23 protein-coding genes, 1 tRNA gene and 1 pseudogene are annotated in these 26,287 nt (G+C 74.3%); 8 read left to right on the top strand and 17 right to left on the bottom strand.

Annotated elements, in window-relative coordinates; translation table 11 throughout:
• The first annotated feature begins 28 nt into the window (after positions 1-28).
• A complete protein-coding gene (locus ABD954_RS21505) occupies positions 29-1,441 on the top strand; it encodes a tetratricopeptide repeat protein (protein ID WP_345487932.1) in 1,413 nt (470 codons plus the stop codon).
• A gap of 207 nt (positions 1,442-1,648) precedes the next feature.
• On the opposite strand, the gene hppD is transcribed toward ABD954_RS21505, so the two are convergent.
• On the bottom strand, positions 1,649-2,794 hold the full coding sequence (gene hppD, locus ABD954_RS21500) for a 4-hydroxyphenylpyruvate dioxygenase (RefSeq protein ID WP_345487930.1): 1,146 nt from the start codon (positions 2,792-2,794) through the stop codon (positions 1,649-1,651).
• A 121-nt stretch (positions 2,795-2,915) separates the two neighbouring features.
• Between hppD and ABD954_RS21495 the strand changes: the two genes are divergently transcribed.
• From ABD954_RS21495 to ABD954_RS21475, 5 genes and pseudogenes are all read left to right on the top strand, one after another.
• Positions 2,916-3,398, top strand: a complete 483-nt coding sequence (locus ABD954_RS21495) for an Lrp/AsnC family transcriptional regulator (RefSeq protein ID WP_345487928.1) — start codon at positions 2,916-2,918, stop codon at positions 3,396-3,398.
• A 4-nt stretch (positions 3,399-3,402) separates the two neighbouring features.
• Positions 3,403-3,542 (top strand): annotated as a pseudogene (locus ABD954_RS21490) (ABC transporter permease); the annotation flags it as partial.
• Between the two features lie 102 nt (positions 3,543-3,644).
• Entirely contained in the window at positions 3,645-4,370 is a 726-nt protein-coding gene (locus ABD954_RS21485; protein ID WP_345487927.1) for a helix-turn-helix domain-containing protein, read from the top strand.
• Between the two features lie 38 nt (positions 4,371-4,408).
• Positions 4,409-4,597 (top strand): hypothetical protein, encoded by a 189-nt coding sequence (locus ABD954_RS21480; protein ID WP_345487925.1) that lies wholly within the window; start codon positions 4,409-4,411, stop codon positions 4,595-4,597.
• Positions 4,598-4,627: 30 nt separating this feature from the next.
• The gene (locus ABD954_RS21475; RefSeq protein ID WP_345487923.1) at positions 4,628-6,076 is read left to right on the top strand and encodes an MFS transporter; all 1,449 of its coding nucleotides are present in this window, start codon (positions 4,628-4,630) and stop codon (positions 6,074-6,076) included.
• On the opposite strand, the gene ABD954_RS21470 is transcribed toward ABD954_RS21475, so the two are convergent.
• Positions 6,009-6,812, bottom strand: a complete 804-nt coding sequence (locus ABD954_RS21470; protein ID WP_345487921.1) for a hypothetical protein — start codon at positions 6,810-6,812, stop codon at positions 6,009-6,011. The two genes, ABD954_RS21475 and ABD954_RS21470, sit on opposite strands and share 68 nt — an antisense overlap.
• A gap of 53 nt (positions 6,813-6,865) precedes the next feature.
• Positions 6,866-8,047: an alpha/beta hydrolase family protein gene (locus tag ABD954_RS21465; protein ID WP_345487919.1), complete on the bottom strand. Its 1,182-nt coding sequence runs from the start codon at positions 8,045-8,047 to the stop codon at positions 6,866-6,868.
• Positions 8,048-8,132: 85 nt separating this feature from the next.
• Between ABD954_RS21465 and ABD954_RS21460 the strand changes: the two genes are divergently transcribed.
• A complete protein-coding gene (locus ABD954_RS21460; RefSeq protein WP_345487917.1) occupies positions 8,133-9,110 on the top strand; it encodes a helix-turn-helix domain-containing protein in 978 nt (325 codons plus the stop codon).
• A 261-nt stretch (positions 9,111-9,371) separates the two neighbouring features.
• Here ABD954_RS21460 and ABD954_RS21455 read toward each other — a convergent pair whose 3' ends face one another.
• The 5 genes from ABD954_RS21455 to ABD954_RS21435 form a co-directional block, all read right to left on the bottom strand.
• Positions 9,372-10,013, bottom strand: coding sequence for an IclR family transcriptional regulator (locus ABD954_RS21455; protein ID WP_345487914.1), 642 nt, complete (start codon positions 10,011-10,013; stop codon positions 9,372-9,374).
• Positions 10,014-10,372: 359 nt separating this feature from the next.
• Positions 10,373-12,166 (bottom strand): DEAD/DEAH box helicase, encoded by a 1,794-nt coding sequence (locus tag ABD954_RS21450; RefSeq protein ID WP_382745918.1) that lies wholly within the window; start codon positions 12,164-12,166, stop codon positions 10,373-10,375.
• A 105-nt stretch (positions 12,167-12,271) separates the two neighbouring features.
• The gene (locus tag ABD954_RS21445) at positions 12,272-12,691 is read right to left on the bottom strand and encodes a type II toxin-antitoxin system death-on-curing family toxin (protein ID WP_345487910.1); all 420 of its coding nucleotides are present in this window, start codon (positions 12,689-12,691) and stop codon (positions 12,272-12,274) included.
• Positions 12,688-12,936 carry a hypothetical protein gene (locus ABD954_RS21440; protein WP_345487908.1) on the bottom strand — a complete coding sequence of 83 codons (249 nt, stop codon included), beginning with the start codon at positions 12,934-12,936 and terminating at the stop codon, positions 12,688-12,690. Before ABD954_RS21440 ends, ABD954_RS21445 begins: the two co-directional genes overlap by 4 nt.
• Before the next feature lie 147 nt (positions 12,937-13,083).
• On the bottom strand, positions 13,084-14,556 hold the full coding sequence (locus ABD954_RS21435; protein ID WP_345487906.1) for an MFS transporter: 1,473 nt from the start codon (positions 14,554-14,556) through the stop codon (positions 13,084-13,086).
• 202 nt (positions 14,557-14,758) lie between these two features.
• Here ABD954_RS21435 and ABD954_RS21430 point away from each other — a divergent pair.
• Positions 14,759-14,833: transfer RNA gene (locus tag ABD954_RS21430), tRNA-Cys, on the top strand.
• Between the two features lie 413 nt (positions 14,834-15,246).
• Here the strand turns inward: ABD954_RS21430 and ABD954_RS21425 are convergent.
• The 9 genes from ABD954_RS21425 to ABD954_RS21385 form a co-directional block, all read right to left on the bottom strand.
• On the bottom strand, positions 15,247-17,532 hold the full coding sequence (locus tag ABD954_RS21425; protein ID WP_345487904.1) for a xanthine dehydrogenase family protein molybdopterin-binding subunit: 2,286 nt from the start codon (positions 17,530-17,532) through the stop codon (positions 15,247-15,249).
• Positions 17,529-19,058: a 2Fe-2S iron-sulfur cluster-binding protein gene (locus tag ABD954_RS21420; RefSeq protein ID WP_345487902.1), complete on the bottom strand. Its 1,530-nt coding sequence runs from the start codon at positions 19,056-19,058 to the stop codon at positions 17,529-17,531. Before ABD954_RS21420 ends, ABD954_RS21425 begins: the two co-directional genes overlap by 4 nt.
• On the bottom strand, positions 19,055-19,942 hold the full coding sequence (locus tag ABD954_RS21415) for an FAD binding domain-containing protein (RefSeq protein ID WP_345487900.1): 888 nt from the start codon (positions 19,940-19,942) through the stop codon (positions 19,055-19,057). The genes ABD954_RS21420 and ABD954_RS21415 overlap by 4 nt, the downstream gene beginning before the upstream one ends.
• 233 nt (positions 19,943-20,175) lie before the next feature.
• Entirely contained in the window at positions 20,176-21,867 is a 1,692-nt protein-coding gene (locus ABD954_RS21410; protein WP_345487898.1) for a beta-N-acetylhexosaminidase, read from the bottom strand.
• Between the two features lie 4 nt (positions 21,868-21,871).
• Entirely contained in the window at positions 21,872-22,657 is a 786-nt protein-coding gene (locus ABD954_RS21405) for a carbohydrate ABC transporter permease (protein WP_345492365.1), read from the bottom strand.
• Between the two features lie 137 nt (positions 22,658-22,794).
• Positions 22,795-23,772 (bottom strand): carbohydrate ABC transporter permease, encoded by a 978-nt coding sequence (locus ABD954_RS21400; RefSeq protein WP_345487896.1) that lies wholly within the window; start codon positions 23,770-23,772, stop codon positions 22,795-22,797.
• Between the two features lie 16 nt (positions 23,773-23,788).
• Positions 23,789-25,099 (bottom strand): extracellular solute-binding protein, encoded by a 1,311-nt coding sequence (locus ABD954_RS21395; protein WP_345487894.1) that lies wholly within the window; start codon positions 25,097-25,099, stop codon positions 23,789-23,791.
• A 218-nt stretch (positions 25,100-25,317) separates the two neighbouring features.
• On the bottom strand, positions 25,318-25,611 hold the full coding sequence (locus ABD954_RS21390; RefSeq protein ID WP_345487892.1) for a DUF3039 domain-containing protein: 294 nt from the start codon (positions 25,609-25,611) through the stop codon (positions 25,318-25,320).
• A gap of 51 nt (positions 25,612-25,662) precedes the next feature.
• Entirely contained in the window at positions 25,663-26,223 is a 561-nt protein-coding gene (locus ABD954_RS21385; RefSeq protein WP_345487890.1) for a YqgE/AlgH family protein, read from the bottom strand.
• Positions 26,224-26,287 lie beyond the last annotated feature (64 nt).

Raw genomic sequence — 26,287 nt, 5'->3', positions numbered from 1 at the left:
AGCCGCGCGCGGGCGCACAGTGAGCGCCATGAAGACCGAGAACGTGTCGAGGACGGTCCTCGCCTGCGGCGTGGGCGCGGTGCTCGCGGCGACGGCGCTGCTGTACGTGCCCGAGCTGGTCGGCCGGACGCCGCCGCCCGCGCCCGGTCCCGTCGAGCGGGCGGTGGACGCGGCGAACGCGGGGGCGCAGGCGGCCCTGCCGGATCTGGCCGCGCTGATTGCCGACCGGGAGACGTGGCTGCGGGCCCATCCGGGTGACGAGGCGTCCTGGGCGGTGCTGGGCGCCGCCTACACGGAGCGGGGGCTGCGGCGCGCGGACGCGGCGGACCTCCCGCGCGCGGAGCACGCCCTGAAGCGTTCGTTCGCGGTGCGGCCGGCCGCGCGCGGCAACCTGGACGCCCAACTGGGGATGGCGGCGCTGGCCAACGCCCGCGGGGACTGGAAGACGGCGAAGGAGTGGGGCGAGCGGGTGCGCACGGCGAGCCCGAAGCGCTGGTCGGCGTACCCCGTGCTCATCGACGCGTACAACGGCCTCGGCGACTACAAGGCGGCGCGGACGGCGACGGAGACGCTGGCCGGACTCCACTCGGGCGCGGTGGTCAGCACCCGCTCGGCGCAGATGTACCGCGACCGCGGCTGGCGCGAGGACGCGGGCGCGGCGGCCCTGGACGCGGTGGCCCTCGCCAAGGCGCCGACGGAGAAGGCGGCGGCCCTGGCCCGGCTCGGCGACCTCGCGTGGGAGCGGGGCGAGCCGGCGGAGGCGCTGGGGCAGTACGGGGCGGCGCTGGGACTCGTACGGGACCACGCCCCGTCGCTCGCGGGCCGCGCCCGCGCCCTCGCGGCCCTCGGCCGGACGCGGGAGGCGGTCCGCGACTGGCAGGCGGCCCTGGAGCGGCTGCCGCTGCCGGAGTACTTCCTCGAGGCGGGCGAGCTGTACGAGGCGCTGGACCGGGACGGTGAGGCGCAGGCGCTGTACGAGCGGGCCCGGACCGGCGGCTGGCCGCGGGCGGAGGTGGTCCTCGGCCTGCTGGAGGCCGAGCACGGCGACCCGGCGGCGGCGGTGCGGCGGCTGCGGGCGGAGTGGGCGCGGGGGCACCGCTCGACGCAGGTGGCGGACGCCCTGGGGTGGGCGCTGCACCGGTCGGGCGAGTCGGAGGAGGGGCTGGAGTACGCGAAGCGGGCGACGGACGAGGGGCTGCGCAGCGCGCTCTTCGCCTACCACCGCGGCGAGATCGAGCGGGCGCTCGGCGCCGACGGGCCCGCGCGGCGCCACCTCGCGGAGGCCCTGCGGACCAACCCCCACTTCTCGCCGCTCCTCGCGGCGCGGGCGAGGCAGGCGCTGACGGTGCTGGGCGACCCGCCGGACACGCTCCCGGACGACGCCGTGGGCCCCCGCCCGCCGAAGCCGACCCCACCGGCGCCGCCGGCCGAGCGCGCGTAACGCCGCGCGCGGGGCGGCGCCACGCGCGCGGGTCGCGCCTGCCAGGGACGCCGCCCCGTGCGGGTGGGCGCCTCCGCCCCGTCGTGTGGGGCTCCGTCCCGCTGGTGCGGGGCCCCCCCTTGCCCGCCGTCGCGGCCCGTGGCGCGGGCCCGCACGCGCGGCGCGAGGACGGGGCCCGGCGGCCGGGCCTCGTCCTCGCGGTGGCGGCTAGAGGTTGCCGCGCTTCTCCTGCTCGCGCTCGATCGCCTCGAACAGCGCCTTGAAGTTGCCCTTGCCGAAGCCCATCGACCCGTGCCGCTCGATCATCTCGAAGAAGACGGTCGGGCGGTCCTGGACCGGCTTGGTGAAGATCTGCAGCAGGTAGCCGTCCTCGTCGCGGTCCGCGAGGATCTTCAGCTCGCGCAGCTCGTCGATGGGGACACGGGTGTCGCCGACCCACTCGCCGAGCGTGTCGTAGTACGCGTCGGGGACGGACAGGAACTCGACGCCCGCGGCCCGCATCGCCCTTACGGTGGCGACGATGTCGTTGGTGGCGAGGGCGATGTGCTGGACGCCGGGGCCGCCGTAGAACTCGAGGTACTCGTCGATCTGCGACTTCTTCTTCGCGATCGCCGGCTCGTTGATCGGGAACTTCACCTTCTTGGTGCCGTCGGCGACGACCTTGGACATCAGCGCCGAGTACTCGGTCGCGATGTCGTCGCCCACGAACTCCTTCATGTTCGTGAAGCCCATGACGTTGTTGTAGAAGGCGACCCACTCGTTCATCTTGCCGAGCTCGACGTTGCCGACGCAGTGGTCGATCGCCTGGAAGGTGCGCTTGGCCGGCGGCTCGACGATCGGCTTGGCGGCGACGTAGCCGGGCAGGTACGGGCCGTCGTAGCCGGAGCGCTCGACGAGGGTGTGGCGGGTCTTGCCGTACGTGGCGATGGCGGCGAGGACGACGGTGCCGTGCTCGTCCTTCAGCTCGTACGGCTCGACGAGACCGGTGGCGCCCTGCTCGACGGCGTGGGCGTAGGCGGCGCGGGCGTCCGGCACCTCGATGGCGAGGTCGACGACGCCGTCGCCGTGCGCGGCGACGTGCTCGTCGAGGAAGCGGCCCCAGTCGCTCGTGGCCTTGATGACGGAGGTGAACACGAAGCGGGCGGCGCCGTTGGTGAGGACGTAACTGGCGGTCTCGCGGCTGCCGTTCTCCGGTCCGGAGTAGGCGACCAGCTTCATGCCGAAGGCCGTGGAGTAGTAGTGGGCGGCCTGCTTGGCATTGCCGACGGCGAAGACGACCGCGTCCATTCCCTTCACCGGGAAGGGGTCGGCCTCACGCGCGGTGCTGGGGGTGTGATCGATGGTCTCAGTCATGGGAGCAGCGTCGCGCCGGTCGTCAGGCTGCGCAATAGTTTGTTGTTTCTCTGGTCAATGTGTACAGCGGCCAGCCAGTATGGGCGTGCGACTTGTACATCCTGACCACCGGGAGGCCGCCATGGCGATCGATCATCTGGACGGGCGGCTGATCGTGCTCCTCGCCGAGGAGCCGCGGATCGGCGTCCTGGAGGCGTCCCGGCGCCTCGGCGTGGCGCGCGGCACGGTCCAGGCGCGTCTCGACCGGCTTCAGTCGAACGGAGTCATCCGCGGATTCGGTCCCCAGGTGGACCCGGCGGCCCTCGGCTACCCGGTCACCGCCTTCGCGACCCTGGAGATCAAACAGGGCCAGGGAGCCGATGTACGGGGACACTTGGCGACCGTGCCGGAGGTGCTCGAGCTGCACACCACCACCGGCCACGGGGACATGCTGTGCCGGCTCGTGGCCCGGTCCAACGCCGATCTCCAGCGGGTGATCGACCGCGTCGTCGGTTTCGACGGCATCGTCCGGGCCTCCACGGCGATCGTCATGGAGAACCCGGTCCCGCTGCGGATCATCCCGCTGGTGGAACAGGCCGCGGAGGACCGGGACCCGCCGCGGTAGCCCCGTCCCGTCCCTCGCCCCGCGATCGGCCCGCTGATCCCGCCCGTCGGCCTGGGCGTGCCGCCGACCGTCGTCACCCTCACGCTCTACGGGCTGCTCCCGGTGGTCCGCGACGCGATCGTGGGCCTGCGCGGGGTGGACCCGGGCAGGGAGGGGTGAGGCGTCCGGCCCGTCCGACCGCGAGTTGCAAAGCCTTCTCTGCAAAAAAGCCTTGCAGAGAAGGCTTTGCAACTCTACGGTGGAGTCATGTCCGAGAAGCACGAGTCCGAACCCCGGTCCGGGGCCGGGCACACGCCCCGGTCCGGGGCCGGGCACACGCCCCGGTCCGGGGCCGGGCACACGCCCCGGTCCGGGGCCGGGCACACGCCCCGGCCCGAAGCCGCCTCCGGGGGCCGCCCCGCGCCGCCCCCGCCCCGCGTGCTCGACCCGCGCTCGCTGCGCGGCCTCGCCCACCCGCTGCGCATCCAGCTGCTGCGCGCGCTGCGCCACCACGGCCCCGCCACCGCCTCCCAGCTCGCCGAGCGGCTCGGCGAGTCCAGCGGCGCCACCAGCTACCACCTGCGCCAGCTCGCCGCCCACGGCTTCGTCGAGGACGACCCCGAGCGCGGCAAGGGCCGGGAGCGCTGGTGGAAGGCGGCCCAGCAGGGCACCGCCATCGACGAGTCGCTGCACGCCAACCCGGACCCCGAGGTGCAGGGCGCGGTCGAGGTCTTCCTCTACGAGATCGCGAACATCCACACCCAGGAGCTCCACACCTTCCTCGGCAACCGCCACCAGTGGATCGACGAGTGGAACGGCGCCACCGACATCAGCGACTTCACGCTGCACCTGTCCCCGGAGCGGCAGCGCGAGCTCAACGAGCGGATCCACGCCCTGATCGGCGAGTACCACGCGGCCGAGGACCGCGACGCCCCCGGCGTCCAGCGGGTGCGGATGCACCTGCACGCCTTCCCCCAGCACGGCGTGAACTGACCGACCCGCGAACGGATCCGACCGGAAGGGCCACCCCCATGCACTGCGACGTCCACCTGATGCTGCACGCCCTGACCGCCGACGAACTGCGGCGGACCGCCGCCGAGTCCACACCCGCCGTTCCGCTCCGCGTCCGACTGGGCTGGACCCTCGTCGAGTTCGGTCTCAGGCTCGCCGCGTCCCGCCCCCGGACCGCCCCTGCCGCCGTCCGGCCGGCCACCGTCTGACCGGGCTGCGAAGGAAACGGGGGGACCACCGTGCGCTCACGCACACCACTGGCCGGCGTTCTCGCCGCCAACGCCATCTCCATCAGCGGCAACTCACTCACCCTCATCGGCGTGCCGTGGTTCGCCCTGGAGACGACCGGAAGCCCCGGCAAGGCGGGGTTCGTCGCCTTCTGCGCCGCCGTGCCCGTCGTCGTCTCCGCCCTCGCCGGCGGGCCCGTCATCGACCGGATCGGCCGGCGCCGCGTCTCCATCGCCTCCGACCTGGTCTGCGCCCTCGCGCTCGTCGCGATCCCCCTGCTCAACCGGGCCGGACTCCTGCAGTTCTGGATGCTGTGCGCGCTCATGGCCGTCACCGGGCTGTTCCACGCGCCCGGCGAGACCGCGCGCCACGTCCTCGTCCCCGACCTCGCCGAACGCGCCGGCACCCCGCTCTCCCGCGTCGCGAGCCTCTACGACGCCGTCTCGCGCGGCGCCCGCATGACCGGCGCCGCCCTCGCCGGCCTCCTGGTGGCCCTGGTCGGCGCCGACACCGTCCTGTACGTGGACGCCGCCACCTTCGCGGCCTCGGCCCTCCTCGTCCTGGTGACCCTGAGGGGCGTCCCCTCCGCGGAGCCGCTGCGCGCGGCGCCCCCGCTCTCCCTCGCCGTCTACCGTTCCGACCTGCGCGCGGGCTACGGCTTCCTGCTCCACACCCCGCTGCTCCTCGGCATCAACCTGATGGTGATGGTCACCAACGGTCTCGGCCAGAGCTGGAACGCGGTCCTGCTCCCGGTCCACGCCCGCGAGAACCTGGGCGGTTCGGCCGCGCTCGGCCTGCTGGTCGCCGTCTTCGGCGGCTGCGCCCTCCTGGGCGCCCTGCTCTACGGGGCGATCGGGCACCGCTTCCCGCGCCGTCCGGTCTTCACCGTCGGCTTCCTGCTCGTCGGCACTCCCTCGTACGTGACCGCCGCCTTCACCGACACCACCCTGCCGCTGCTCGTGACGATGGCGCTCGGCGGCCTCGGCGCCGGGGTGCTCAACCCGATCCTCACCACCGTCTTCTACGAGACGGTCCCCGACGAGCTGCGCAGCCGGGTGGGCGGGGCGAGCACCGCGAGCGTCCTGATGACCACGCCGCTCGGCGGCCTCGCCGCCGGCTGGCTCATCGAGCGGGCCGGTCTCACCACCGCCCTGCTCTGCCTCGCCGCCGTCTACTTCCTGGCCACCCTCGCGCCGCTGGTGTTCCCCGCATGGCGCGGGATGGAGGCTCCCGTCCGGGCCGCCGAGCCGGGTCCGGCCCCGGAGGAGGACGGGGACAGGGACAGGGGCAGGAACGGGGGCAGGGGGGACGGGGCGGCTGCCCGCGCCCCCGGTCCGGACCGCGCCCCGGACCACGACCCGGCCCAGGCCCGGCCCCGGCCCCGAACCGCCGTCAGCAGCTCGGAACCTTCGTCTCCTGCCCCTGCTCCAGGGCCCGAAGGGACGATACGGCGTCGCTGAGGGCCGTCACCGGGACGAGCCGCAACCCCTTCGGCCGCTCCGCCTCGGCCTGGGAGCACTCGTCCTTGGGCACCAGGAACACGGTGGCGCCGTCACGGGCGGCGGCCTGCGTCTTCAGGGAGACCCCGCCGACGGCGCCGACCGTCCCGTCCGGCTCGATCGTGCCCGTGCCGGCGACGATCCGGCCGCCGGTCAGTTCGCCGCCGTCGCCGTCCCCGGCGATCTTGTCGACGATGCCCAGCGAGAACAGCAGTCCGGCACTGGGGCCGCCGATGTCGGCGAGGTGCAGCCGGACCTTCACCTTCTTCGGGTCCAGCTTCAGATAGCCGAGGGCGGCGAGGGTGGCGGCGTCCTGGGACTCCTTCATCTGCCCGAGGTTGTGCTTCTCGATCTCCTCGTCGGACTTGCCGGACGGATAGACGGAGGACTTCGGCAGAACCGCCTGATCGGTGCGGAACCACGCCTCGGCGACCTCGCCGAGGTCGATGGGCTCGGACGGCCCGGTCGCCACGATCGTCGTCATCCTCAGCTGGCCCTCGGTCGGGCGGACCGGGACACCGGAGACGGTGATCACCTCACGCCCCTTGTCCTTGCCGAGCACGTCGGCGGTCGAGCCGGGCTGTGCGATCGAGTACGGCAGCGGTGCGAGCCCGGCGACGGCGAACAGCGCGACGACGGGCAGGGCGCAGAGCGCGAGGGCACGGTGGCGCGGGAGACCGGCGAGACGGGAGAACACGCCCCCAATCTACTGCTCGGCCGCCCGCGTCCGGCCTGCGGCCCGCGCAGGCCCTACGGCCGGTGGCGGGCCACGGCGGGCGGCAGGGCGCGGGCGAGGAAGCCGCCCACCCGGTGCCGTACCGATGCCATCGCCGCGTCGCCGTCACCGGGGCCGACGAGGCCGGCGCGGGCGGCGGGCGTCACGAGTCCGGCGGCCTGGAGCCGGGGGACGAACGCCGCGTAGTCGGTGAAGGCCCAGTGGTTCGCTCCGGTGAGCAGGGCGCGGCGGCCGGGCAGCCCCGCCCAGGAGCTCTCGATGCGGGCGGCGCCCTCGAAGCCGTCCGTGCGCAGGAGCAGCAGCGGCCGGTCGAAGCCGTCGAGCGGAGCGAGGTCCAGGTAGCCCTCCAGGTTGGCCACGGCCCGGATCCGGCGGTCGCCGTGCGCCGCGTACACGGCGGCCGTGCCGCCCGCCGAGTGCCCGCACACACCGATCCGGCGCCGGTCCATGACCGGGGCCAGGGGCAGCTCCCCGAGCCGGTCCAGGACGTGGCGGAGGTCCGCGATCCGGGTGTCGATCATGGTGCGGACGGTCTCCGGGCTCGGCGGCCCCAGCAGGACGGTGGGCCGCATCCCGGTGGGCAGTTCCACCTGGGTGGCGTCGCCGGGGTGGTCGACGAGGACGACGATGCGGCCGTGGCTCGCCAGGTCCTCGGCGAGGCTCGTGCCGAGCGTCCGGGAGTCCCCGCCGCCCGGGGTGTACAGCACCACCGGCCGCCGCCCCGGCAGGGCGGGCGCGCCGACGTGCCCGTGGGTGAGGACGGCGCCCCAGTCCACCGCTCCCGGACCCGGAAGCCCCGGCCGGACGTGGGGCGCGAGATCGGCGAAGAGGACCGCCTCGGCCGGGGTGAGCTGCGGGGCGCGCGGAAAGCCGCGCACGGTGCGGGCCGGGTAGAGGACGGTGAGCATCAGCTCCCGCGCGCCGCCGGCCCAGGGGTCGGTGCGGGAGGGGTCGGTGAGGTGGACGGTGCGCAGGCCCACGGGGTGCGGGCCGGTCGGCGCGGGCAGCCGGAGCAGCGGCCCGGGGCCCGGCTCGGACCGGGTGCGGGACCGGGCGGGGGCGGGGGCGGTGGCGCCGGCGGGGGCGGGGGCGGGGGCGGTGGCGCCGGCGGGGGCCGAGGGCAGCAGCCCGGCGGCGGCGCCGAGCAGGGCACCGGTGGCGAAGGAGCGGCGGCTGAGGGCGGGATGCGCTGTCATACCGGCATCCTTGGGTCGGGGCGGGGGCCCGCGCGAAGGTTCAGGTCCTGCCCGAAAGGCCGGCGCGAGACGAGGAGTTGTGCGGGTGCTGCGGATCCACTTCACGGCGGACGATCTCGCCCGGGTCCGGTTCGCCGCCCGGCCCGCACCGCTTCAGGAGCTCCACGCGGCCCTCACGACCGCCGTCGTGCCCCGCCCCGGACCGCCGCTGCTCGGCCGCTGGCGCGGCCGGGTGCTGCGTACCCTGCCCGGCGCCGCCGGACCGCTGGCCGACCTGGTGCCGGCCGGTCGCCCGCCGTCCTTCCTCGACGTCCTCGGCGACACCCTCCCCGACGCCTTCGAACGGATCCGCTCGACCGCCCCGGCGCTCGTCCGCTCCGAGCTGGAGAGGGCGTACGGGACCGTGCCCGCGCCCCGGTGGATCCGGGGCCTGTACGCGGCGGAGGAGGCGTCCTGGCAGACGGTCCAAAGGGCCCAGCGGGCCGCGTACGAGAGCGTCCTCGCTCCCGTCTGGGCGCGGGTGCAGGACCTGCACCGCGAGGAGTTCGCCCGGTACGCCCTGGCCGTCGCCGAGCACGGCGTGGCCGCCGCCCTGACCGCCCTGGCCCCGGGCACCCGGCTCCACGAGGGCGTGTGGGAGTGGCCCGGCCCGTCGTCCCGTGAGGTCCGGCTCGTCGGCCGGGGCCTCGTGCTCCTGCCGACCTTCCACCACCCGGCGGGCCCGCTGCTCCAGGACCTCCCCGGCCGTCCGGTGGTCCTCACCTACCCGGCGGGCCCCGGCCTCCCGCCCGCCCCGGACGCCTCCGCCACCGCGGAAGATCCCCTGCCGCCCGTCCTGGGCCGCACCCGCACCGACCTCCTGCGCCTCCTCGCCACGCCCCACACCACGACGGGCCTGGCCCGCGCCCTGGACGTCAGCAACGCGACGGCATCGGCGCACGCGGCCGCCCTGCGGGCGGCGGGCCTGGTGACCACGACACGGACCGGCCGGTCGGTCACCCACGTCCGCACGGCCCTGGGCGCGCTGATGACGGGCCGAGACGGCTCCCCCACCCGCGGGTGACGCACCGCTCGGGAGCCGTACCCGTACGCGCCCGTCGCGGCACCCGGCGGCCGCAGCACACGTACCGGCACCGTCCCGGCCCCTCCCGGCGCCCGGAGCCGCACCCGTACGCGCCTTCCGTACCGGTCCCGCGTGGCCCCGAGCCGTACGCGCATCCGTACCGGTCCCGCGTGCTCCGAGCCGTCCACGTAGCCGTACCGGTCCCGCGTGCTCCGAGCCGTGCGCGCGGGCCCGCGCCGCCCCGGGCCGCCGCCGCCCGCCCTAGCGCAGGGCGTCGGCGACTTCCCTCGCCGCGTCGACGACCCGGGGGCCCACCCGTTCCGGTACCGCGTCGGCCAGCATGACGACGCCGACGCTGCCCTCGATGCCGGTCACGCCGACCAGCGGGGCGGCGGCGCCGCTCGCGCCCGCCTCCAGCTCGCCGTGGGTGAGGGTGAAGCCCGGTTCGGTGAGTTCGCCCTGGCGGGCGGCGAGGATCGCGCGGCCGGCCGCCCCGCGGTCCAGCGGGTGGCGGAAGCCGGCCCGGTAGGCCACGTGGTAGTCGGTCCAGGTCGGTTCGACGACGGCGACGGCGAGTGCCTCCGCCCCGTCGACGAGGGTCAGGTGCGCGGTGGCGCCTATGTCCTCGGCGAGCGAGCGCAGCGCGGGCAGCGCGGCCTCCCGCACCAGCGGGTGGACCTGCCGGCCGAGCCGGAGCACGCCGAGGCCCACCCTGGCGCGGCCGCCCAGGTCCCGGCGGACGAGGGCGTGCTGTTCCAGCGTGGCGAGCAGTCGGTAGACCACGGTCCTGTTCACACCGAGTCGGTTGGACAACTCGGTGACGGTCAGGCCGTGGTCGGTGTCGGCGAGCAGTTTGAGGACTCGAAGTCCCCGGTCGAGCGTCTGGGAGGTCTCCGCGGTCACGACGCCCTCTCCTTCGGAGTGAGTGACGGCGGACTCGAACGAAAGCTGCGGCACCGGTCCCATCGGCGACGCACGTCAGAGGCCGCCGGCAGGACGGGGTACACCGGCTGCGCTCCGCGGCGGCGCTGCCACGGGGCGTTTGCTTGAGCCGGGACAGTAGCGACCTGCTCCGCTGAGCGGAAGACCTCGTCCAGAATCCGGGCGCGTGCGACCGGATACGGGCGGTTCGGATCCTTAAGTCGGCCGAACGGGGGACTTTGGCGGACAAGACCGCCCGCGCCGCCCTCCCGTCATGGAGGAACGGCCCGGGGCCCGTACGCGTCGTGCGCACGGGCCCCGGGCCGCTCCTGCGGGCCGCGTCACCGCATGCGGGTGGCCCACTCCTGCACCTTCTTGATCCGCTCGCGGATCTGCCCGGCGGTCGCCTCGGCGCTCGGCGGCCCGCCGCACACCCGGCGCAGCTCGGTGTGGATCACGCCGTGCGGCTTGCCGCTCTGGTGCACGTACGCGCCGACCATCGTGTTGAGCTGTTTCCTGAGCTCCAGCAGCTCCTTGTGCGAAACGACGGGCCGCCGCTCCGCCGGAAGCTCCAGGAGGTCGGCCTCGCTGTCGGGCTTCTTGCGGCTGTGGGCGATCTGCCGGGCCTGCCGCTTCTGGAGGAGCAGCTGCACCTGGTCCGGTTCGAGGAGGCCGGGGATCCCGAGGTAGTCCTGCTCCTCCTCGCTGCCGGGGTGCGCCTGCATGCCGAACTCGGCGGCGTTGTAGAGGACCCGGTCGAAGACGGCGTCGGACTCCAGGGCCTCGAAGGGCAGCATGTCCTGCTCACCGGTGTCCTCGTCCTGCTGCTTCTCGGCCTCCGCCATCTCCTTCTCGGACTCGGCGTACGGGTCCTCCTCGCCCTCCTTCTTCGGCCGGTCGAGGACGTGGTCGCGCTCGACCTCCATCTCGCTCGCGAAGCCGAGCAGGCTCGGGATGGTGGGAAGGAACACGGACGCGGTCTCGCCGCGCCTGCGGGATCGCACGAAGCGGCCGACGGCCTGCGCGAAGAACAGCGGCGTGGAGATCGTCGTCGCGTACACGCCGACCGCGAGGCGCGGCACGTCGACGCCCTCGGACACCATCCGGACGGCGACCATCCAGCGGTCGGTGTTCGCGCTGAACTCGTCGATGCGGCCGGAGGCCCCGGCGTCGTCGGAGAGGACGACCGTGGCCTTGGTGCCGGTGATCTCCCGGATGAGCTTGGCGTAGGCGCGGGCCGAGTCCTGGTCGGAGGCGATGACGAGGCCGCCCGCGTCGGGGATGGACTTGCGGACCTCGGTCAGCCGCTGGTCGGCGGCGCGCAGCACGTTGGGCATCCACTCGCCGCGCGGGTCGAGGGCGGTGCGCCATGCCTGCGAGACCGCGTCCTTGGTCATCGGCTCGCCGAGCCGCGCGGCGATCTCGTCGCCGGCCTTGGTGCGCCAGCGCATGTTGCCGCTGTAGGAGAGGAAGATGACCGGGCGGACGACCCCGTCGGCGAGCGCGTTGCCGTAGCCGTACGTGTAGTCCGCGGAGGACCGCCGGATCCCGTCGTTCCCCTCCTCGTACGTGACGAAGGGGATGGGGTTGGTGTCGGAGCGGAAGGGCGTACCGGTGAGGGCGAGCCGGCGGGTGGCCGGCTCGAATGCCTCCAGGCACGCCTCGCCCCAGGACTTGGAGTCTCCGGCGTGGTGGATCTCGTCGAGGATGACGAGGGTCTTGCGCTGTTCGGAACGGTTGCGGTGGAGCATGGGACGCACGCCGACACCGGCGTACGTGATGGCGATGCCGTCGTACTCCTTGCTGAGCGGCCCGGCGCTGTAGTCGGGGTCCAGCTTGATCCCTATCCGCGCCGCGGCCGCCGCCCACTGCTTCTTCAGGTGCTCGGTGGGCGCCACGACGGTGATCTGCTGCACCACGTGGTGGTGCAGCAGCCAGGACGCGAGGGTCAGCGCGAAGGTGGTCTTGCCGGCGCCGGGCGTGGCGACCGCGAGGAAGTCACGGGGCTGCTCCTGGATGTACTTCTCCATCGCGCCCTGCTGCCAGGCTCGCAGCTTGTTGGCGGTGCCCCAGGGGGCGCGGCCGGGGAAGGCGGGAGAGAGGTGGTGGGAGGAGGCGGTGGTAGTAGTCACGATCTCCGGTTCGACGCTCGTCCAGATATGACAACCGGGCCACCTTACCGGTGCGGTGGCGGCGACCCCGTACGAACGAGTCCGTGCCGCCCCGCCGTGAGAGAGTCCTCACAGACCTCGCAAACGCCCCGCGATGTCCGCGATGTCCGTGAGTTCGCCGCCGGCGACGGCGATGACCAGCTCGTATGCCCGGTCCTGGTCGATGTCCGCGAGATCGACTCCGTTGGCGGCGAGGAACACGGCCGCGGACAGCCATGCGGCCCGCTTGTTCCCGTCGACGAACGGATGGTTCGACGCGAGGGCGTGCAGCAGGACGGCGGCCTGCTCGTACATGTCCCCGTACGCGCTCTGTCCGAACATCCGCGCCCTCGGCCGGTGCACGGCCGACTCCAGGAGCGCGGGCGCCCGCAGCTCGGGGACGCCGTCCCCGGTGAAGGCGATGCGGGCGATCTCCGTCACCTCGGCGAGGGTGAGGAACCTCGTCCCGGCCCCGGGGCCGGCCTGGGGCCGGTTCTCCGTCCCGGTCATGCGCCGAGCCGCTTCAGGAGCGGGAGGTGCCGCAGGGCGAGGCGCTGGGCGTGCTGCCGTACGAGCGTGGCCTCGTGCGCGACGTACCGCTGCACGGCCTCGCCGACGAGCTCCTCGACGGAGACGCCGCGAGCGTCGGCGAGGTCGGCGACGTCGTCACCGACGGGCAGGGTCACGGTGCCGCGTGGGTCGTGGGTGTCAGGGGTGTCGCGGGTGCCAGGGGTGTCAGGGGTGTGGCGGGACATGCGCCGACCCTAGGGAGCCGGGTCGGGCCGTGCGACCGGTTTTCATCTCCCGGGGACTCCGGGACTCCGGGACTCCGGGGGCTCCCGGGTGCTCCCGGGGTCCTCCGGGGACTCCCGGGACTCCGAGCCGAAGGCCCGCGCGCCGGCTCACCCCCGCGTGCGTCCCGTGTCCAGCCGGGTCGCCACCCACGCCCCCACCGCCGCCACTCCCGCCATCGGCAGGAAGACCGCCGCGAAGGCCGCCGGATGGGAGCCGGTCGCGGCGTCGGCGCTCACGACGTGGCCGACGGTGCCGCCGCCGAGGGCGGCGAAGGCCGCGCCGCCCAGGGCGAGGAGCAGGACGTTGGAGAGGCCGTCGGAGATCTGGAGGGCGGCGGAGTTCGCGCCCGCCTCCTCGGGCGCGGAGAGCTTGAGCAGGAGCACGCTCGTGGAGGCGATGACCATGCCCATGCCGAAGCACCCCCAGGCCCAGGCCGCCGCGACCACCCACACCGGCACGGCCGTGAGCAGGACGGTGGGCGCCGCCGCGATGGCGGTGGCGACGAGGACCATGCCGAGGACGACGAGCCGCTCCCGGTACGGCTCGGTGCGCGGCCGGGACTGGACCCAGGAGCCGAGCGCCCAGGTCAGGCCGCCGACCGCGAGCGAGAGCCCGGCGAGGGTGGGGGACAGCCCGCGCTGGGTGACCAGCATGAGCGGCACGAAGGACTCGGCCGCGATGAACGAGCCGGCGGCCACCCCGCGGAGCAGCACCACGGAGGGCAGACCGCGGGCCGCCCGGTAGGTGCCGCGCGGGAGCAGGCCCCGCACGGCGGGGACGAGCAGGGCCGCTCCGACGGCGGCGGGCAGGAGGGAGAGCCAGCGCAGTTCCTGCCCGGCGTACTGGAGCAGCGCGGCGCCCGCGGAGATGCCGAGGGCGAGCCGGATGCGGCGGCGGTCCCACGGCGCCACCGGGGCGCCGGGGCCGGCGGGCCCGGAGGCCGTGCGCCGGATGGCCGGCAGGGCGAGGGCGAGCGGGAAGACGACCAGGGCGGGGATGCCGACGAAGACCCAGCGCCAGCCCAGGTGCTCGGTGATGGTCCCGGAGGCGAGCGGCCCGACCACCGAGGGCACGACCCAGCTCGCGGCGAACGCCGCCATGATCGCGGGCCTGAGGTGTTCCTCGTACGCGCGGCTGATCACCACGTACAGCGCGACGATCACCAGGCCGCCGCCGAGTCCCTGGACCGCCCGTCCGAGGATGAACAGCCACATGGCGCCCGCCGTCCCCGACAGCAGCAGTCCGGCGGCGAAGCAGCTCATGCCGACGGCGAGCGGGCCGAGCGGCCCGCCGCGGTCGGACCACTGACCGGCGAGGACCATGCCGAAGAGGCTGGTGGTGAAGTAGGCGGAGAAGGCGAAGGCGTAGAGCGAGACGCCGTCGAGCTCGCGCGCGGCCACGGGCATGGCCGTGCCGACGGCCGTGGCCTCGAAGGCGATGAGCAGGACGACGGAGACGATGCCGATGCTGAGCGCCCGGTGCCCGCGGTCGAGCACGGATCCGCCGCCGGCGGGGGCGTCGGCGGCGGAAGCGGGCGGAGGTCCGGCGATGTCGGCATCGCGGGGTTCGAGGGCGCTCATAGCCACCAGAGTAAGGGCCGTATCCGGTTTTGGCCCCTGTCCTGAGGCGGAACCGTCCTGCTCCGCAGGTCGTACGACCACCGCCCGCCGTGAACGCCTCATGGCAGGCGTATGGCAGTCGTGTTGCGGGCCGCGGCGAACCGTTGAACCCCCGCCCCGCCCCCGCCTAACGTCTTTCTCGTCAGCAGCACGACACCCGCCCGACCGTGTGCCCGAGTGGTTCAGGGGCTCGCCTGCAAAGCGAGTGACGTCGGTTCGAATCCGATCACGGTCTCCACGCCCGGGGCGCACCCGCCCCGGCCACCCTCGTCTCCCCCTGATCGTCATGATCACCGCTTGAGTAGGCTCTCCCTGCTCAGGCGACGATCAGGGGGGATTCGCACATGGAACGGCCACGGTCGTATCGGCTCATCACGCGCCTGGACCCGCCGGGATCCGTCCCCTCGCCCCCGTACCGCCGCTTCGTCGCCAGGGAGACGGCCGGCGACCGTACGGTTGGCAGCTGGTTGAGCCGCACACCGACGCGGTCCGCCGCGGCGCTGCGCTCCGCTGCCCACTCCTGCTCGAACGACATGAGTCCCCCCGCTCCGGTCACCACCTGGACGCCGGAGTTTACTCATGCACACGCTCCCGCACAGGCGTCCGGGACGAGATCCCGCCAGACGCCGAGACCGGAGGGCGGGGTGGCCCTCAGCCCACCACCACCGCCGCCTGCGGGCGGATCGGGAGGCGGTTGACGGGGCGGCCGGTGGCCGCGCGGACCGCGGCGGCGACGGCGGCCGGGGAGGTGACGACGGGGACCGCGCTCGCGGGCTTCGCGCCGAAGGGCGCGACGACGTCGCGTTCCTCGACGAGTTTCACGATGCGAATGTCGGGGGCGTCCAGGGACGTGGGCAGGGCGTAGCCCGTCAGGTCGGGGTGGCGGACCAGGCCGCGGGAGGTGCGGAGGTTCTCGGTGAGGGCGGCGCCGACGCCCTGGGTGACGCCGGCCTCGATGCGGGTGGCGAGCTGGGCGGGGTTGAGGATGCGGCCGACGTCCTGCGCGACGGCCATCTCGACCACCCGCACCGTGCCCAGTTCCACGTCGACGTCCACCACCGCGCGGATCGCGCAGAAGGCCAGGCCCACGAAGGCGTCGCCCTGGCCGTTCTCGTCGAGGGGCTCGGTGGGGTGCGGGCGGCACTGGGCGGTGGCCCAGAGTTCCTTGCCCTCCAGGGCCTCGCCGACCGTGGTGGACAGCACGCCGTCGTACGAGGTGATCTTGCCGTCGGCGATCTGGAGCAGCTCCGTCGACATGCCGAACTTGTGGGCGAGCGGCTGGAGGAGCTGCGTGCGCACCATCTTCGCCGCGCGTTCCACCGCCCCGCCCGAGACCCAGGTGTGCCGGCCGTGGGTGGCGGGCCCGGCCGGGGGCTGGTCGGTGTCGACGGGGGCGACGTACACCTCGTCGATGCCCAGGGTGTCCTGGACGATCTGGCGGGCCAGGGTCGTGAAGCCGGATCCGGTGTCCACGGCCGCGCAGATGACGGTCGCGACGCCGTCCTGGACCCGGACCGTGGCCGTCGAGACCTCGTCGGTGCCCTCGGCGCCCAGCATGTGCACCATGCCGAGCGCGTAGCCGACGCCCCGCCGCACCGCGCCGGGCTCCCCCGCGCCGTCCGGGCCGCCGGGCAGCAGCCAGTCGTCCTCCGGGGCGTCCATGGGCAGCGGCGGCAGCGGGTGGTCCCGTACGGCGGAGAGGAGTTCGGCCACCGGCGCCGGGCAGGTCACCGTCTGGCCGGTGGGCAGGATGTCGCCCGTCGCCAGGACGTTGCGCATCCGCAGCTCCGCCGGGTCGACGCCGAGCCGCGCGGCCAGCTTGTCCATCTGCGCCTCGTACGCCGCGCACACCTGCATCGCGCCCTCGCCCCGCACGTGGCCGGACGGCGGGTTGTTGGTGCGCACCGCCCAGCCCTCGACGAAGGCGTGCGGGACGACGTACGGGCCGCAGGCGAAGGCCACGGCCGCGGCCAGGGACTCGGACGAGGAGTCGGCGTACGCGCCCGCGTCCAGCAGGATCTGCGCCTCCACCTTCACCAGCCGGCCCTCGGCGTCCGCGTGGTGGCGGTAACGCAGCAGGGTGGGGTGGCGGTGGGCGTGGCCGAGGAAGGACTCCTCGCGGGTGGCGGTGAGTTTGACCGGGCAGCCGGTGCGCAGGGCCAGCAGGCCCAGCGGGATCTGGAAGCCGGGGTCCTCGCGGTCGCCGGTGGCTCCGGGCACGCCGGTGACGACCAGCTTGACCTGGTCGGGTGCCAGGCCGAAGCAGGCCGCCGCCAGGTCGCGGTCGGTGTGCGGGTCGGTCGAGGCGGTGTAGAGCTCGACGCCGCCGTCGGGGCGCGGCACGGCGAGCGCGGCCTCGGCGCCGACGGGGGCGGTGTCCTGCCGGCCGATCCGGTAGAGCCCCTCGACGACGACCTCGCCGGTCGCCTCGGGGTCGCCGAAGCGCAGCGGGATGTGCCGGATCAGGTTGCCGTCCGGGTGCAGGGGCGGGGCGGCGAAGGCCTTCTCGGGGTCGGTGACCGGTTCCAGGACCTCGTACTCGACGGTGATGGCGGCGGCCGCGAGGCGCGCGGTGTCGGGGTGGTCGGCGGCGACGGCGGCGATGGCCTCGCCGTGGTGGCGGACGAGGTCGGCGGCGAAGACGGGGCGGTCGGCGACCGTGCGGCCGTAGGTGGCGGCGCCGGGCACGTCGGCGTGGGTCACCACGGCCCGTACCCCCGGCATCTCGGCGGCCGCCGTGGTGTCGATCGACACGATGCGGGCGTGCGGGTGCGGGGAGCGCAGGACGGCGGCCCACAGCAGGCCCTCGGCCCACAGGTCGGAGGCGTACGGGAAGGTGCCCTCGGTCTTCGCGCGGGCGTCGGCCTGCGGGAGCGAGACGCCGAGACCGAGGCCGAGGCCGTCGGCCGGCTCCGTGGTCGTCGTGTCGCTGCTCACGCCGTGCCTCCGTCGTGCGGGTGGGGAATCTGGTGCGGGATGCGGGCGGTGTTCTCGTCGCCGGGCCGGCCGGTCGCCTCGCGCTCGGCGACCACCTCCCGTACGGCGTCGAGCACGCCCCGGTAGCCGGAGCAGCGGCACAGGTTGCCGCACAGCGCCTGGCGGGTCTCGAGCTCGGTGGGGGCGTGGTTGCCCTCGAGCAGGTCGTGGACGGTCATGGCCATGCCCGGGATGCAGAAGCCGCACTGCACGCCGCACTTGGCCAGGGCCCGCTGCACGTCGGACGGCTCGCCGTCCACGGCCAGGCCCTCGACGGTCCGCACCTCGCACCCGGCGGCCGTCGCCGCCGGCACCAGGCAGGAGGCGACGAGCCGGCCGTCGACCTGCACGTTGCAGGCGCCGCACTCGCCCTGCGAGCAGCCGTCCTTGGCCCCGGCGAGGCCGAGCCGCTCCCGCAGGACGTAGAGCAGCGACTCGCCGATCCAGGAGTCGGTGACGGGGCGGTCGGCGCCGTTCACGCGGAGCGTGTACGAGATGTGGGGGTGCTCGTCGCTGTCGGCCGACGTGTCGGTCGGCATGTCGACGGGCGGGGCGGCGGGCGGGTCCACCGGCGGAACCGGAAGGTCCGCGCCCGCGTCCCCGTCCGCCGACCCCTCCGCCACCGGCTCGTGCGCGTGCTCGTGCCCGGCCCCGGGCGCGTGCTCGGCCCCGGGCGCGTGCTCAGCCGCGGGCGCGTGCTCGGCCCCGGGCGCGTGCTCAGCCGCGGGCGCGTGCTCGGCCGCGGGCGCGTGTTCAGCCCCGGGCCCGTGCTCGGTCTCCGATACGGCAGCGGGTACGTGCTCGGGCGCGGCTCCGGACTCCGCTACGGCCACGGGCTCGGGCTCGCCCGCGGGCGCCGCTCCGGCCCCCGCGCCGGTCTGCGTCCCGGCCCCCGTCTCGTACGCCTCGTAGGCCGGGTAAGCCGCCGCCGGCTGCCCGGTCCCCGGCTCCGGCTGCCCGGTCACCGCCCACGGTGCCGGGGCGCCGCCGGGAAGCGTCGCCGGGGCACCGCCCGCGTACTGCGCCGACGTCGACGCCGTGTACTCGCCCGGGCCGTCCAGGGCGTCCCGGCCTCCGGGGGCCTCCTCGATCGTCGGGAGGGTCCAGGAGGCGGTCTGCTCGTACGCGCCCGGCTCGTACGGGGCCTCCTGGACGGGCTGCCGGGGCGCGGGCTCCGGGGTGAATCCCGTACCGTCCGCTCCCGCGGGCTGCTGCGCCGCCCACGGATCCGTCGCCGCCGGGTTCGTCGCCGAGGGGTCCGCCGCCGGGTCCTGAGGCGTCAAGGGGGTCAGCGGGGTGATCATCGGCGGCGGGACGTAGCCGTGGCCCGGTGCCTCCAGCGGCACGCCCTCCAGCATGAACTCGGGCGGCAGCTGCACGAACGCGGTCGCGTCGCCGTCGTAGCCCTCGCTCTGCGGGATCGGCTCCCAGCCGCCCGTTCCCTGTGCCCGGCCCTCGTGTGCCCGGTCCTCGTGTGCGTCGCTCACGACAGCGCCCTCCCCAGTGCTCGTCGGGCCAGCGCGGCGACCGTGCGCCGCAGGTGCAGTACGGCGGGGGGCAACTGCTCGTCGCCCTGCGGGTCCGGGATGCACGCGGCGGCCACGTAGTCGCCGAACGCCGCCAGCGCCTCCGGGGCCAGGCCCCGCTCCCCGTCCCAGTCCACCAGCGAGGCGATCCACTGCTCCGCCTCCAGGGGCCGCAGCGGCATCGGCGCGATCGCCCCCACGGCGCAGCGCACCCCGCGCCGCGCCGGGTCGAGGACGACGGCGACGGACGCGGTGGCGCGGGCCGGGCCGGTGCGGCCGGTGGCCTTGAGGAAGACCTGCGGGGCGTGCAGCAGCGGTACGCGGACGAAGGCGACCAGCTCGCCGGGGGCCAGCAGGTCGCGCCCGGCCAGCAGGTGGCTGACCGGAAGTTCGCGGCTGCCGAGCGGGCCGACGACGACAAGCTCGGCCTCCAGGGCGGCGAGCACCGGCAGCGAGTCCCCGGTGGGCGCGGCGGACACGACGTTGCCGCCGAGGGTGCCGGCGTTGCGGATCTGCGGCGGGCCCGCGACGCGCGAGGCGGCGGCCAGGGCCGGGATGAGGGCCGCGAAGTCGGGGCGGCCCATCCGGGCGTGGGTGAGGCCCGCGCCGAGCAGGGCGTGGCCGTCCTGGTACTGCCAGCCGCGGATCTCGTTGATCCGGCTCAGGCCGACCAGGCCCGCGGGGCGCAGCTGCCCGCGGTTGACGGCGGCCATCAGGTCGGTTCCGCCGGCCACGGGCACGGCGGCCGGCATGGCCGTCAGCGCCGCCACTGCCTCGTCGAGCGAGGCGGGCAGCGTCACGGACCGCGCCGTCCGTGATGCCGTCTGTGGTGCGTGCGTGGTCAACCCGCTGCCCCTTCCCGGTGTCCCGGTGATCCCCGACCGTCCCCGGCTGTCACGCCTGTGTGGCCGTACCGTACGTGCTCACAGCCCGGACGTGGCAACTCTGGCACATCTTCCGTGCCGTACGTCGCGAGGGTCCGTGAAGGGACGGTTCCGTCCGCGAGATGCCGGGAACTCCCGCGAGCGCCCGGGACTTCCGTTTTGCCGCTCTTGGGTGACGGGAGGGGGCGGGCGCCTCACACGTTCGGGGGTGGCCCGTCGATCGGACGGCCCGGCACGCCGGGGCGGCGCTGCCAGGGGTGCGGTCCCGCGGGCGGCCGGTAGTCCACGCCGAGGGCGTCCAGGCGCCGGTAGTGGACGGCCATGCGGCGCTCGAATCCGTCGAGGTCACGGGCGTCCGGGGCGGGCAGCGGGGACCAGGCGACCTCGGCGAAGGCGGCGAGCCGGGGGAAGACCTGGTAGTCGACGCGGGCCCGGTTCTCCATCACCTCCGTCCACACGTTGGCCTGCGTGCCCAGGATGCGGGCGGCGGCCTCGGGGGCGAGGCCGGGTGGCACGGGGTCGAACCGGTAGACGTCGGCGAGGGTGCGGACGTAGCCGATGGGCATCGGCTCGTCGGAGCCGGGCGCCTGACGGTGGTCCAGGTACACGTGCTGTTCGGGGCACATCACGACGTCGTGCCCGGCCTCGGCGGCGGTGATCCCGCCCGCGTAACCGCGCCAGGACGAGACCGCCGCCCCTTCGGTGAGGCCCCGCCGCGCCGTGCCGCCCTCCAGGATCTCATCCCAGCCGATGAGCCGGCGGCCCCGGGCGGCGAGCCAGCGGTCGAAGTGCCGGACGAACCAGGACTGCAGCCCGTCCTCGTCGCCGGCGCCGAGCTCCTCGATCCGGGCCCGGGCGGAGGGCGACGCCTTCCACTGGTCCTTGGGGCACTCGTCGCCGCCGAGGTGGACGAACGGCGAGACGTCGGCCGGGAAGAGGTCGAGGACCTCCTCCAGGACGCCCTCGTAGAAGCGCAGGACGTCGTCGGTGGGGGCGAGTACGTTCGGACTGATCCCCCACGTGTCCCAGACGGAGAGGGCGGTGGTGTCGACGACGTCGGTGTTGCCGAGTTCCGGGTACGCGGCGATGGCGGCCTGCGAGTGGCCGGGCACGTCGATCTCGGGCACGACGGAGATGTGCCGGTCGGCGGCGTAGGCGACGATCTCGCGGATGTCGTCCTGGCGGTAGAAGCCGCCGTGCGGGGTCTCGTTCCACAGCGGTGACGCCCGGTGCCCCCACTTGGTCCGCGCCCGCCAGGCGCCGACCTCGGTGAGGCGGGGGTGGCGCCGGATCTCGATGCGCCAGCCCTGGTCGTCGGTGAGGTGGAGGTGCAGGACGTTCAGCTTGTGCGCGGCCATCAGGTCGAGGTGGCGCAGGACGTCGTCCTTGGGCATGAAGTGGCGGGCGACGTCGAGCATGAGGCCGCGCCAGCGGAAGCGGGGGCCGTCGGAGACGGTGAGCAGGGGCAGGTCCCAGTCGTGCCCGGCCGGCACCACGCGCGCCCTGCGGTGCGCGTCGGGCCCGAGGAGTTGACGCAGCGTCTGGGCGCCCCAGAACACCCCGGCCGGGCCGCCGCCTTCGATGAGGACCGCCACGTCGGCCATCGAGCCGTCGGTGGACAGCACGTAGCCCTCGGGGCCGTGCCGCCGCTCCACGTCCTCGCTGATCCTCAGCCGGATCGCGTACGGGCCGCTGCCGTCGGCGAGCGGCAGGCCGGTGGCGGCGCCGAGCACCGACCTGAGCCAGCGGGCGGTGGCGTGCGTGCCGGGTCCGGCGTCGAGGGTGGTGCGCTCGTCCAGGGCGAAGTACCCGGGCGAGCCGGCGCGGCACGCGGCCTCCGCCGGCGCGGGGATCAGGTCGTGGACGAAGTCGTCGTGGGCGGTCATCGCGTCAGTCCTTCACCGCCCCGCCCAGGCCCGAGACCAGGCGGCGCTGTACGAGTACGAAGAAGACGAGCACCGGGACCGTCATCACGGTCGAGCCGGCCATGATGCCTCCCCAGTCGTTCTCGTCCGGCTTGAAGAACACCAGCAGCGCCATGGGGAGGGTCGACTGCGAGGTGTCGCTGATGAGGAAGGACTTCGCGAAGAGGAAGTCGTTCCAGGTCGAGATGAACGAGAAGACGCTCGTCGCTACGAGTCCGGGGAGCACCAGGGGGAAGAGGATCTGCCACAGGAACCGGGTGCGGCTCGCGCCGTCGATCATCGCCTGCTCCTCCAGGGCCTCCGGCACGGCCTTCACGAAGCCGCGGAGCATCCAGATCGCGAAGGGCAGGGAGAAGGCGATGTGCGGGAGGACCAGCGAGCCCAGGGTGTTGAGCTGGCCGAGGTCCCGCATGAGGAAGAACAGCGGGATGGTCAGCGCCTCGACGGGGACCATCTGCGCGATGAGGAACATGACGAGCAGGGTGGTGCGGAAGCGGAAGCGGAAGCGGGTGACGGCGGTCGCCGCGAGGAAGGCGATGACGGCGGAGGCGAGCACCACCGCGCACGCCACCGTGAGCGAGTTGAGGAAGTAGCGGCCGAACTCCTGCTGTTCGAGGACGCGGCGGAAGGAGTCCAGGGACGGGGCGAGGGTCCACGGCCGTGGCGCGGCCGACTGGATCTCGCCGGCCGGTTTGAAGGCGGAGAGGACCATCCAGTAGAGGGGGAAGGCGACGACGGCCGCGACGAGCAGGGCCGCCGCCTCGGCGGCGAGCCGCCAGGGGCGGGCGGGGCGGCGGAGGCGCGGCGCGCGCGGCCGGGCGGGGCGGACGCGGGGCGGGCCCGGGTGCTGGGGGCGGCGGCCGGTGCGGAGCCCTCCGGCGGGTGCGGTCACAGTTCTTCTCCCTGGCGGCGCAGCAGGCGGAGGTGGAGCAGGGTCACGGCCAGCAGGATGAGCAGCATGACCACGCCGATCGCCGCGCCCAGGCTGTACTGGGAGGAGGCGAACGCCTTCTGGTAGGCGTACACGTTGAGGACCAGGTTCTGGCCGGCGATGCCGCCGCCCCCGGTCATCACGTAGATCTGGGTGAAGACCTTGAAGTCCCAGATGACCGACTGGATGGTGACGACGACGAGGATCGGCCGGAGCACGGGCGCGGTGACGGACCGCCAGATCCGCCACTGGGAGGCGCCGTCGAGGGCGGCGGCCTCCAGGACCTCGGCGGGGACGGCCCTGATGCCGGCGTAGACGGTGACCATCACGAAGGGGAACGAGCACCAGACGACCTCCGCCAGGACCAGGGCGAAGGCGCTGTAGCGCCCGTAGGTCCAGGAGAAGTCGCCGAGGCCGAGGACCCGGTTGACCGGCCCGTGGTCGGGGTCGAAGAGGAAGACCCAGACGGTGGAGCCGGTGACGGCGGGGGTGGCCCAGGCCCCGAGCGCGGCCAGCATCAGGGCGAGCCGGGGCAGTGCGCGGACGCGGGTGAGGAGGACGGCGAGGGCGCAGCCGACGACGAGGGTGGTGACCACGCAGGCGGCGGCGAAGAGGACGGTGGCGAGGAGGACCTGCCGGAACTGGGGGTCGGCGAAGAGGGTCGTGTAGTTGGCGAGGCCCCGGAAGGAGGTGGGTTCGCCGCCGCTGACCTGGGCCTGGGTGTACTCCAGGAACGAGATCAGGCCGAGTTGGTAGATCGGGTAGACGAGGAGCCCGCCGAGGACGGCGAGGGCGGGGAGCAGATAGAGCCAGGGGGTCCAGGCGGAGCCGCCGCGGCGGGCGGCCCGGCGGGGCGCGGGGGCGGGAGGGTGCGCGGGGTCGGTTTCCCCGGCCTGCCGAACGGCGCTTCCGGGTGCGGTCGTGGTGGGTGCCATGGGGCGGCCCGCCGTCTCAGCGGGCGGTCGCGGCGAAGGCCGCGTCCATCTTCTTCGCCGCGTCGGCGGAGGCGGTCTCGACGTCCTTACGGCCGCTGACGATCTCCTGGAACATGGTCGGCAGGACCTGTTCGGCGTCGATCCGGCCCCAGCCGGGCGAGGCGGGGACGAACTTCGTGCCGGCGCCGAGGGTGTCGATGAAGGGCTTCACGAACGGCTCCTTGCGGGCCGCCTCCTGCCGGACGTCGGTGTAGGTGGGCAGGAAGCCCATGGCGTCGAAGAGCCGGGCCTGGGTCTCCTTGCCGGCCAGGGACTTCATCAGGTCGACGGCGAGGGTGCGGTGGGTGGTGCTCTTGAGGACGCCGAGGTTGTTCCCGCCCGCGAAGGCGGGGGCGATGGAGCCGGGGGTGGTGCCGGGCAGCGGCACGACCGCGTACTTCCCCTTGACCGCGCCCGCCTCGACGGCGGCGTGGCTGAAGTCGCCGCCGATGGCCATGGCGGCCTTGCCGGAGGCGAAGGCGGCGACGGTGGCGTTGCCGCCCATCTGGGCGCACTTGGCGGCCGGGCAGTTGTCGTCGCCGAAGAGCGAGGTGTAGGTGCTGATGCCCTTGCGGGCGGCCGGGCCGGCGAGCGCGGACCGGTAGGAGGTCCCCTCGCCGGTGGCGAGTTCCCCGCCGTGGGCCCAGACGAAGGGCAGGGCGCCGTAGGTGTACGCGCCGCCGACGGCGATCCCGTACAGCTCGGGCCTGGCCTTGCGGATCCTCTTCGCGGTGGTGACGAGTTCGGCCTGGGTCCGGGGGGCGGTGAGGCCGAGTTCGGCGAAGACGTCGGTGCGGTAGTAGAGGGCGCGGACGCCGACGAAGAGCGGGGCGCCGTAGACCTTCGAGCCGACGGTGACGGAGGAGCGGGCGGTGGGGTCGGTGTCCCTGGCGTCGGGCCAGGCGCCGAACTCGGCGGTGACGTCGGCGAGTCCGCCGTCCTTGACGTAGCCGGCGGTGTCGGTGTTGCCGTACTCGACGAGGTCGGGCGCGGACGCGGGGTCGTTGAAGGCGGCCTTGATGCGCTGGGCGCGGGTGTCGACGGGGATGTACTCGACCTCGACCTCCACGCCCTCGTGCCGCCGCTCGAAGGCGGCGACGGCCTGGTCGACGACCTGTCGCTTGGGCGTGTTGTCGACCTCCTGGAAGAGCCAGACGCGCAGGGTGCCGGTCTTGTCGTCGGTGGTGGCGGTGCCGCCGGAGGTCTGCGGGGCGCAGGCGGTGGCGGCGAGGGCGGCCAGGGTCAGCAGGGCGGCGGGCAGGACGGCGAGGCGGGCAGGAAGCTTCACGGCGGTGGTTCCCCTCCAGGCTGTTGCAACATACGCAACGGGCGTTTCGTGCTGCACAACACGGTGAGGTTAGGGGGCCGCCCTTCACGCCGACAAGTGGTCTCCACCACTCTGTGACCGGCGAAAGCACCCCGTGCAACGAGAACGGCCCCCGGTGCGCCCACCACTGAGTGGTGGGCGCACCGGGGGCCGTTCCGGACGGCGGGCGGGGCCGCGGACTACTTGTCCTTGCCGCCGCCCTTGCCCTTGTCCTTGTCGCCGCCGGCGCCCATGGAGTCGTAGATCTCCTTGCACATCGGGCAGACCGGGTACTTCTTCGGGTCGCGCCCCGGTACCCAGACCTTGCCGCACAGTGCCACCACGGGAGTGCCGTCGAGGGCGCTCGCCATGATCTTGTCCTTCTGGACGTAGTGGGCGTAGCGCTCGTGGTCGCCGTCACCGTTGGACACCTGCGGCGTCGGCTCGACGAGGGTCCCCGTACCTGCCCCGCGCTCGGGCTCGAGAGTGCTCATGGGCCCAGAGTACTGAAAACCGGGGGGTCAGTTCAGCGAAGGGGCGCGGGGTCAGTTCAGCGAAGGGTCGTCCGGGTAGGTGGCGACCATCGCAAGGTCGCCGCGCTGACGGCGGAGGACCTGGCGCCAGAGGGTCTCGGGGCGCGGGGAGGAGATGTCGCCCGGCTCGGACTCCACCACGTACCAGGCGCCGTCGCCGAGCTCGTCCTCCAGCTGTCCCGGGCCCCAGCCCGCGTAGCCGGCGAAGATCCGCAGGGCGCCGATGGCGGGGCCGAGGAGCTCGGGCGGGGTCTCCAGGTCGACCAGGCCGATCGCCCCGTGCACCCGGCGCCAGCCGAGCGGACCCTCGTCGCCGGGGATGACGGCGATGCCGAGGGCGGCGTCGAGGGACACCGGGCCGCCCTGGAAGACGACGCCGGGTTCGCCGGCCAGGTCGGCCCACGGGGCGAGGATGTCGCCGACGGTCACCGGTGTGGGCCGGTTGAGGACCACGCCGAGGGAGCCCTCGTCGTCGTGGTCGAGCAGCAGGACCACCGCGCGGTCGAAGTTGGGGTCGGCCAGCGCGGGCGTGGCGACGAGCAGCCGTCCTGTGAGCGAGGACACCTCGGTCATGCGACACATGATCCCGCATCTTCGGCGATTGCGGGGGTTGTCCGGCCGGGTCGCGGGTAGGCGG

Source organism: Streptomyces roseoviridis, from assembly GCF_039535235.1.
Classification (GTDB): domain Bacteria; phylum Actinomycetota; class Actinomycetes; order Streptomycetales; family Streptomycetaceae; genus Streptomyces; species Streptomyces roseoviridis.
Note: the sequence above shows the minus strand (reverse complement) of the source record. Positions and strands in the feature narration are given on the sequence as shown.

Excerpts from the sequence above, each read along its gene's own strand:
- ABD954_RS21485 (WP_345487927.1), top strand. The coding sequence starts at position 3,645 with ATGTCCGAGAAGCACGAGTCCGAACCCCGGTCCGGGGCCGGGCACACG.
- ABD954_RS21390 (WP_345487892.1), bottom strand. The coding sequence starts at position 25,611 with ATGAGCACTCTCGAGCCCGAGCGCGGGGCAGGTACGGGGACCCTCGTC.
- hppD (WP_345487930.1), bottom strand. The coding sequence starts at position 2,794 with ATGACTGAGACCATCGATCACACCCCCAGCACCGCGCGTGAGGCCGAC.
- ABD954_RS21505 (WP_345487932.1), top strand. The coding sequence starts at position 29 with ATGAAGACCGAGAACGTGTCGAGGACGGTCCTCGCCTGCGGCGTGGGC.
- ABD954_RS21465 (WP_345487919.1), bottom strand. The coding sequence starts at position 8,047 with ATGACAGCGCATCCCGCCCTCAGCCGCCGCTCCTTCGCCACCGGTGCC.
- ABD954_RS21480 (WP_345487925.1), top strand. The coding sequence starts at position 4,409 with ATGCACTGCGACGTCCACCTGATGCTGCACGCCCTGACCGCCGACGAA.
- ABD954_RS21400 (WP_345487896.1), bottom strand. The coding sequence starts at position 23,772 with ATGGCACCCACCACGACCGCACCCGGAAGCGCCGTTCGGCAGGCCGGG.
- ABD954_RS21385 (WP_345487890.1), bottom strand. The coding sequence starts at position 26,223 with ATGACCGAGGTGTCCTCGCTCACAGGACGGCTGCTCGTCGCCACGCCC.
- ABD954_RS21445 (WP_345487910.1), bottom strand. The coding sequence starts at position 12,691 with ATGACCGGGACGGAGAACCGGCCCCAGGCCGGCCCCGGGGCCGGGACG.
- ABD954_RS21435 (WP_345487906.1), bottom strand. The coding sequence starts at position 14,556 with ATGAGCGCCCTCGAACCCCGCGATGCCGACATCGCCGGACCTCCGCCC.
- ABD954_RS21495 (WP_345487928.1), top strand. The coding sequence starts at position 2,916 with ATGGCGATCGATCATCTGGACGGGCGGCTGATCGTGCTCCTCGCCGAG.
- ABD954_RS21410 (WP_345487898.1), bottom strand. The coding sequence starts at position 21,867 with ATGACCGCCCACGACGACTTCGTCCACGACCTGATCCCCGCGCCGGCG.
- ABD954_RS21440 (WP_345487908.1), bottom strand. The coding sequence starts at position 12,936 with ATGTCCCGCCACACCCCTGACACCCCTGGCACCCGCGACACCCCTGAC.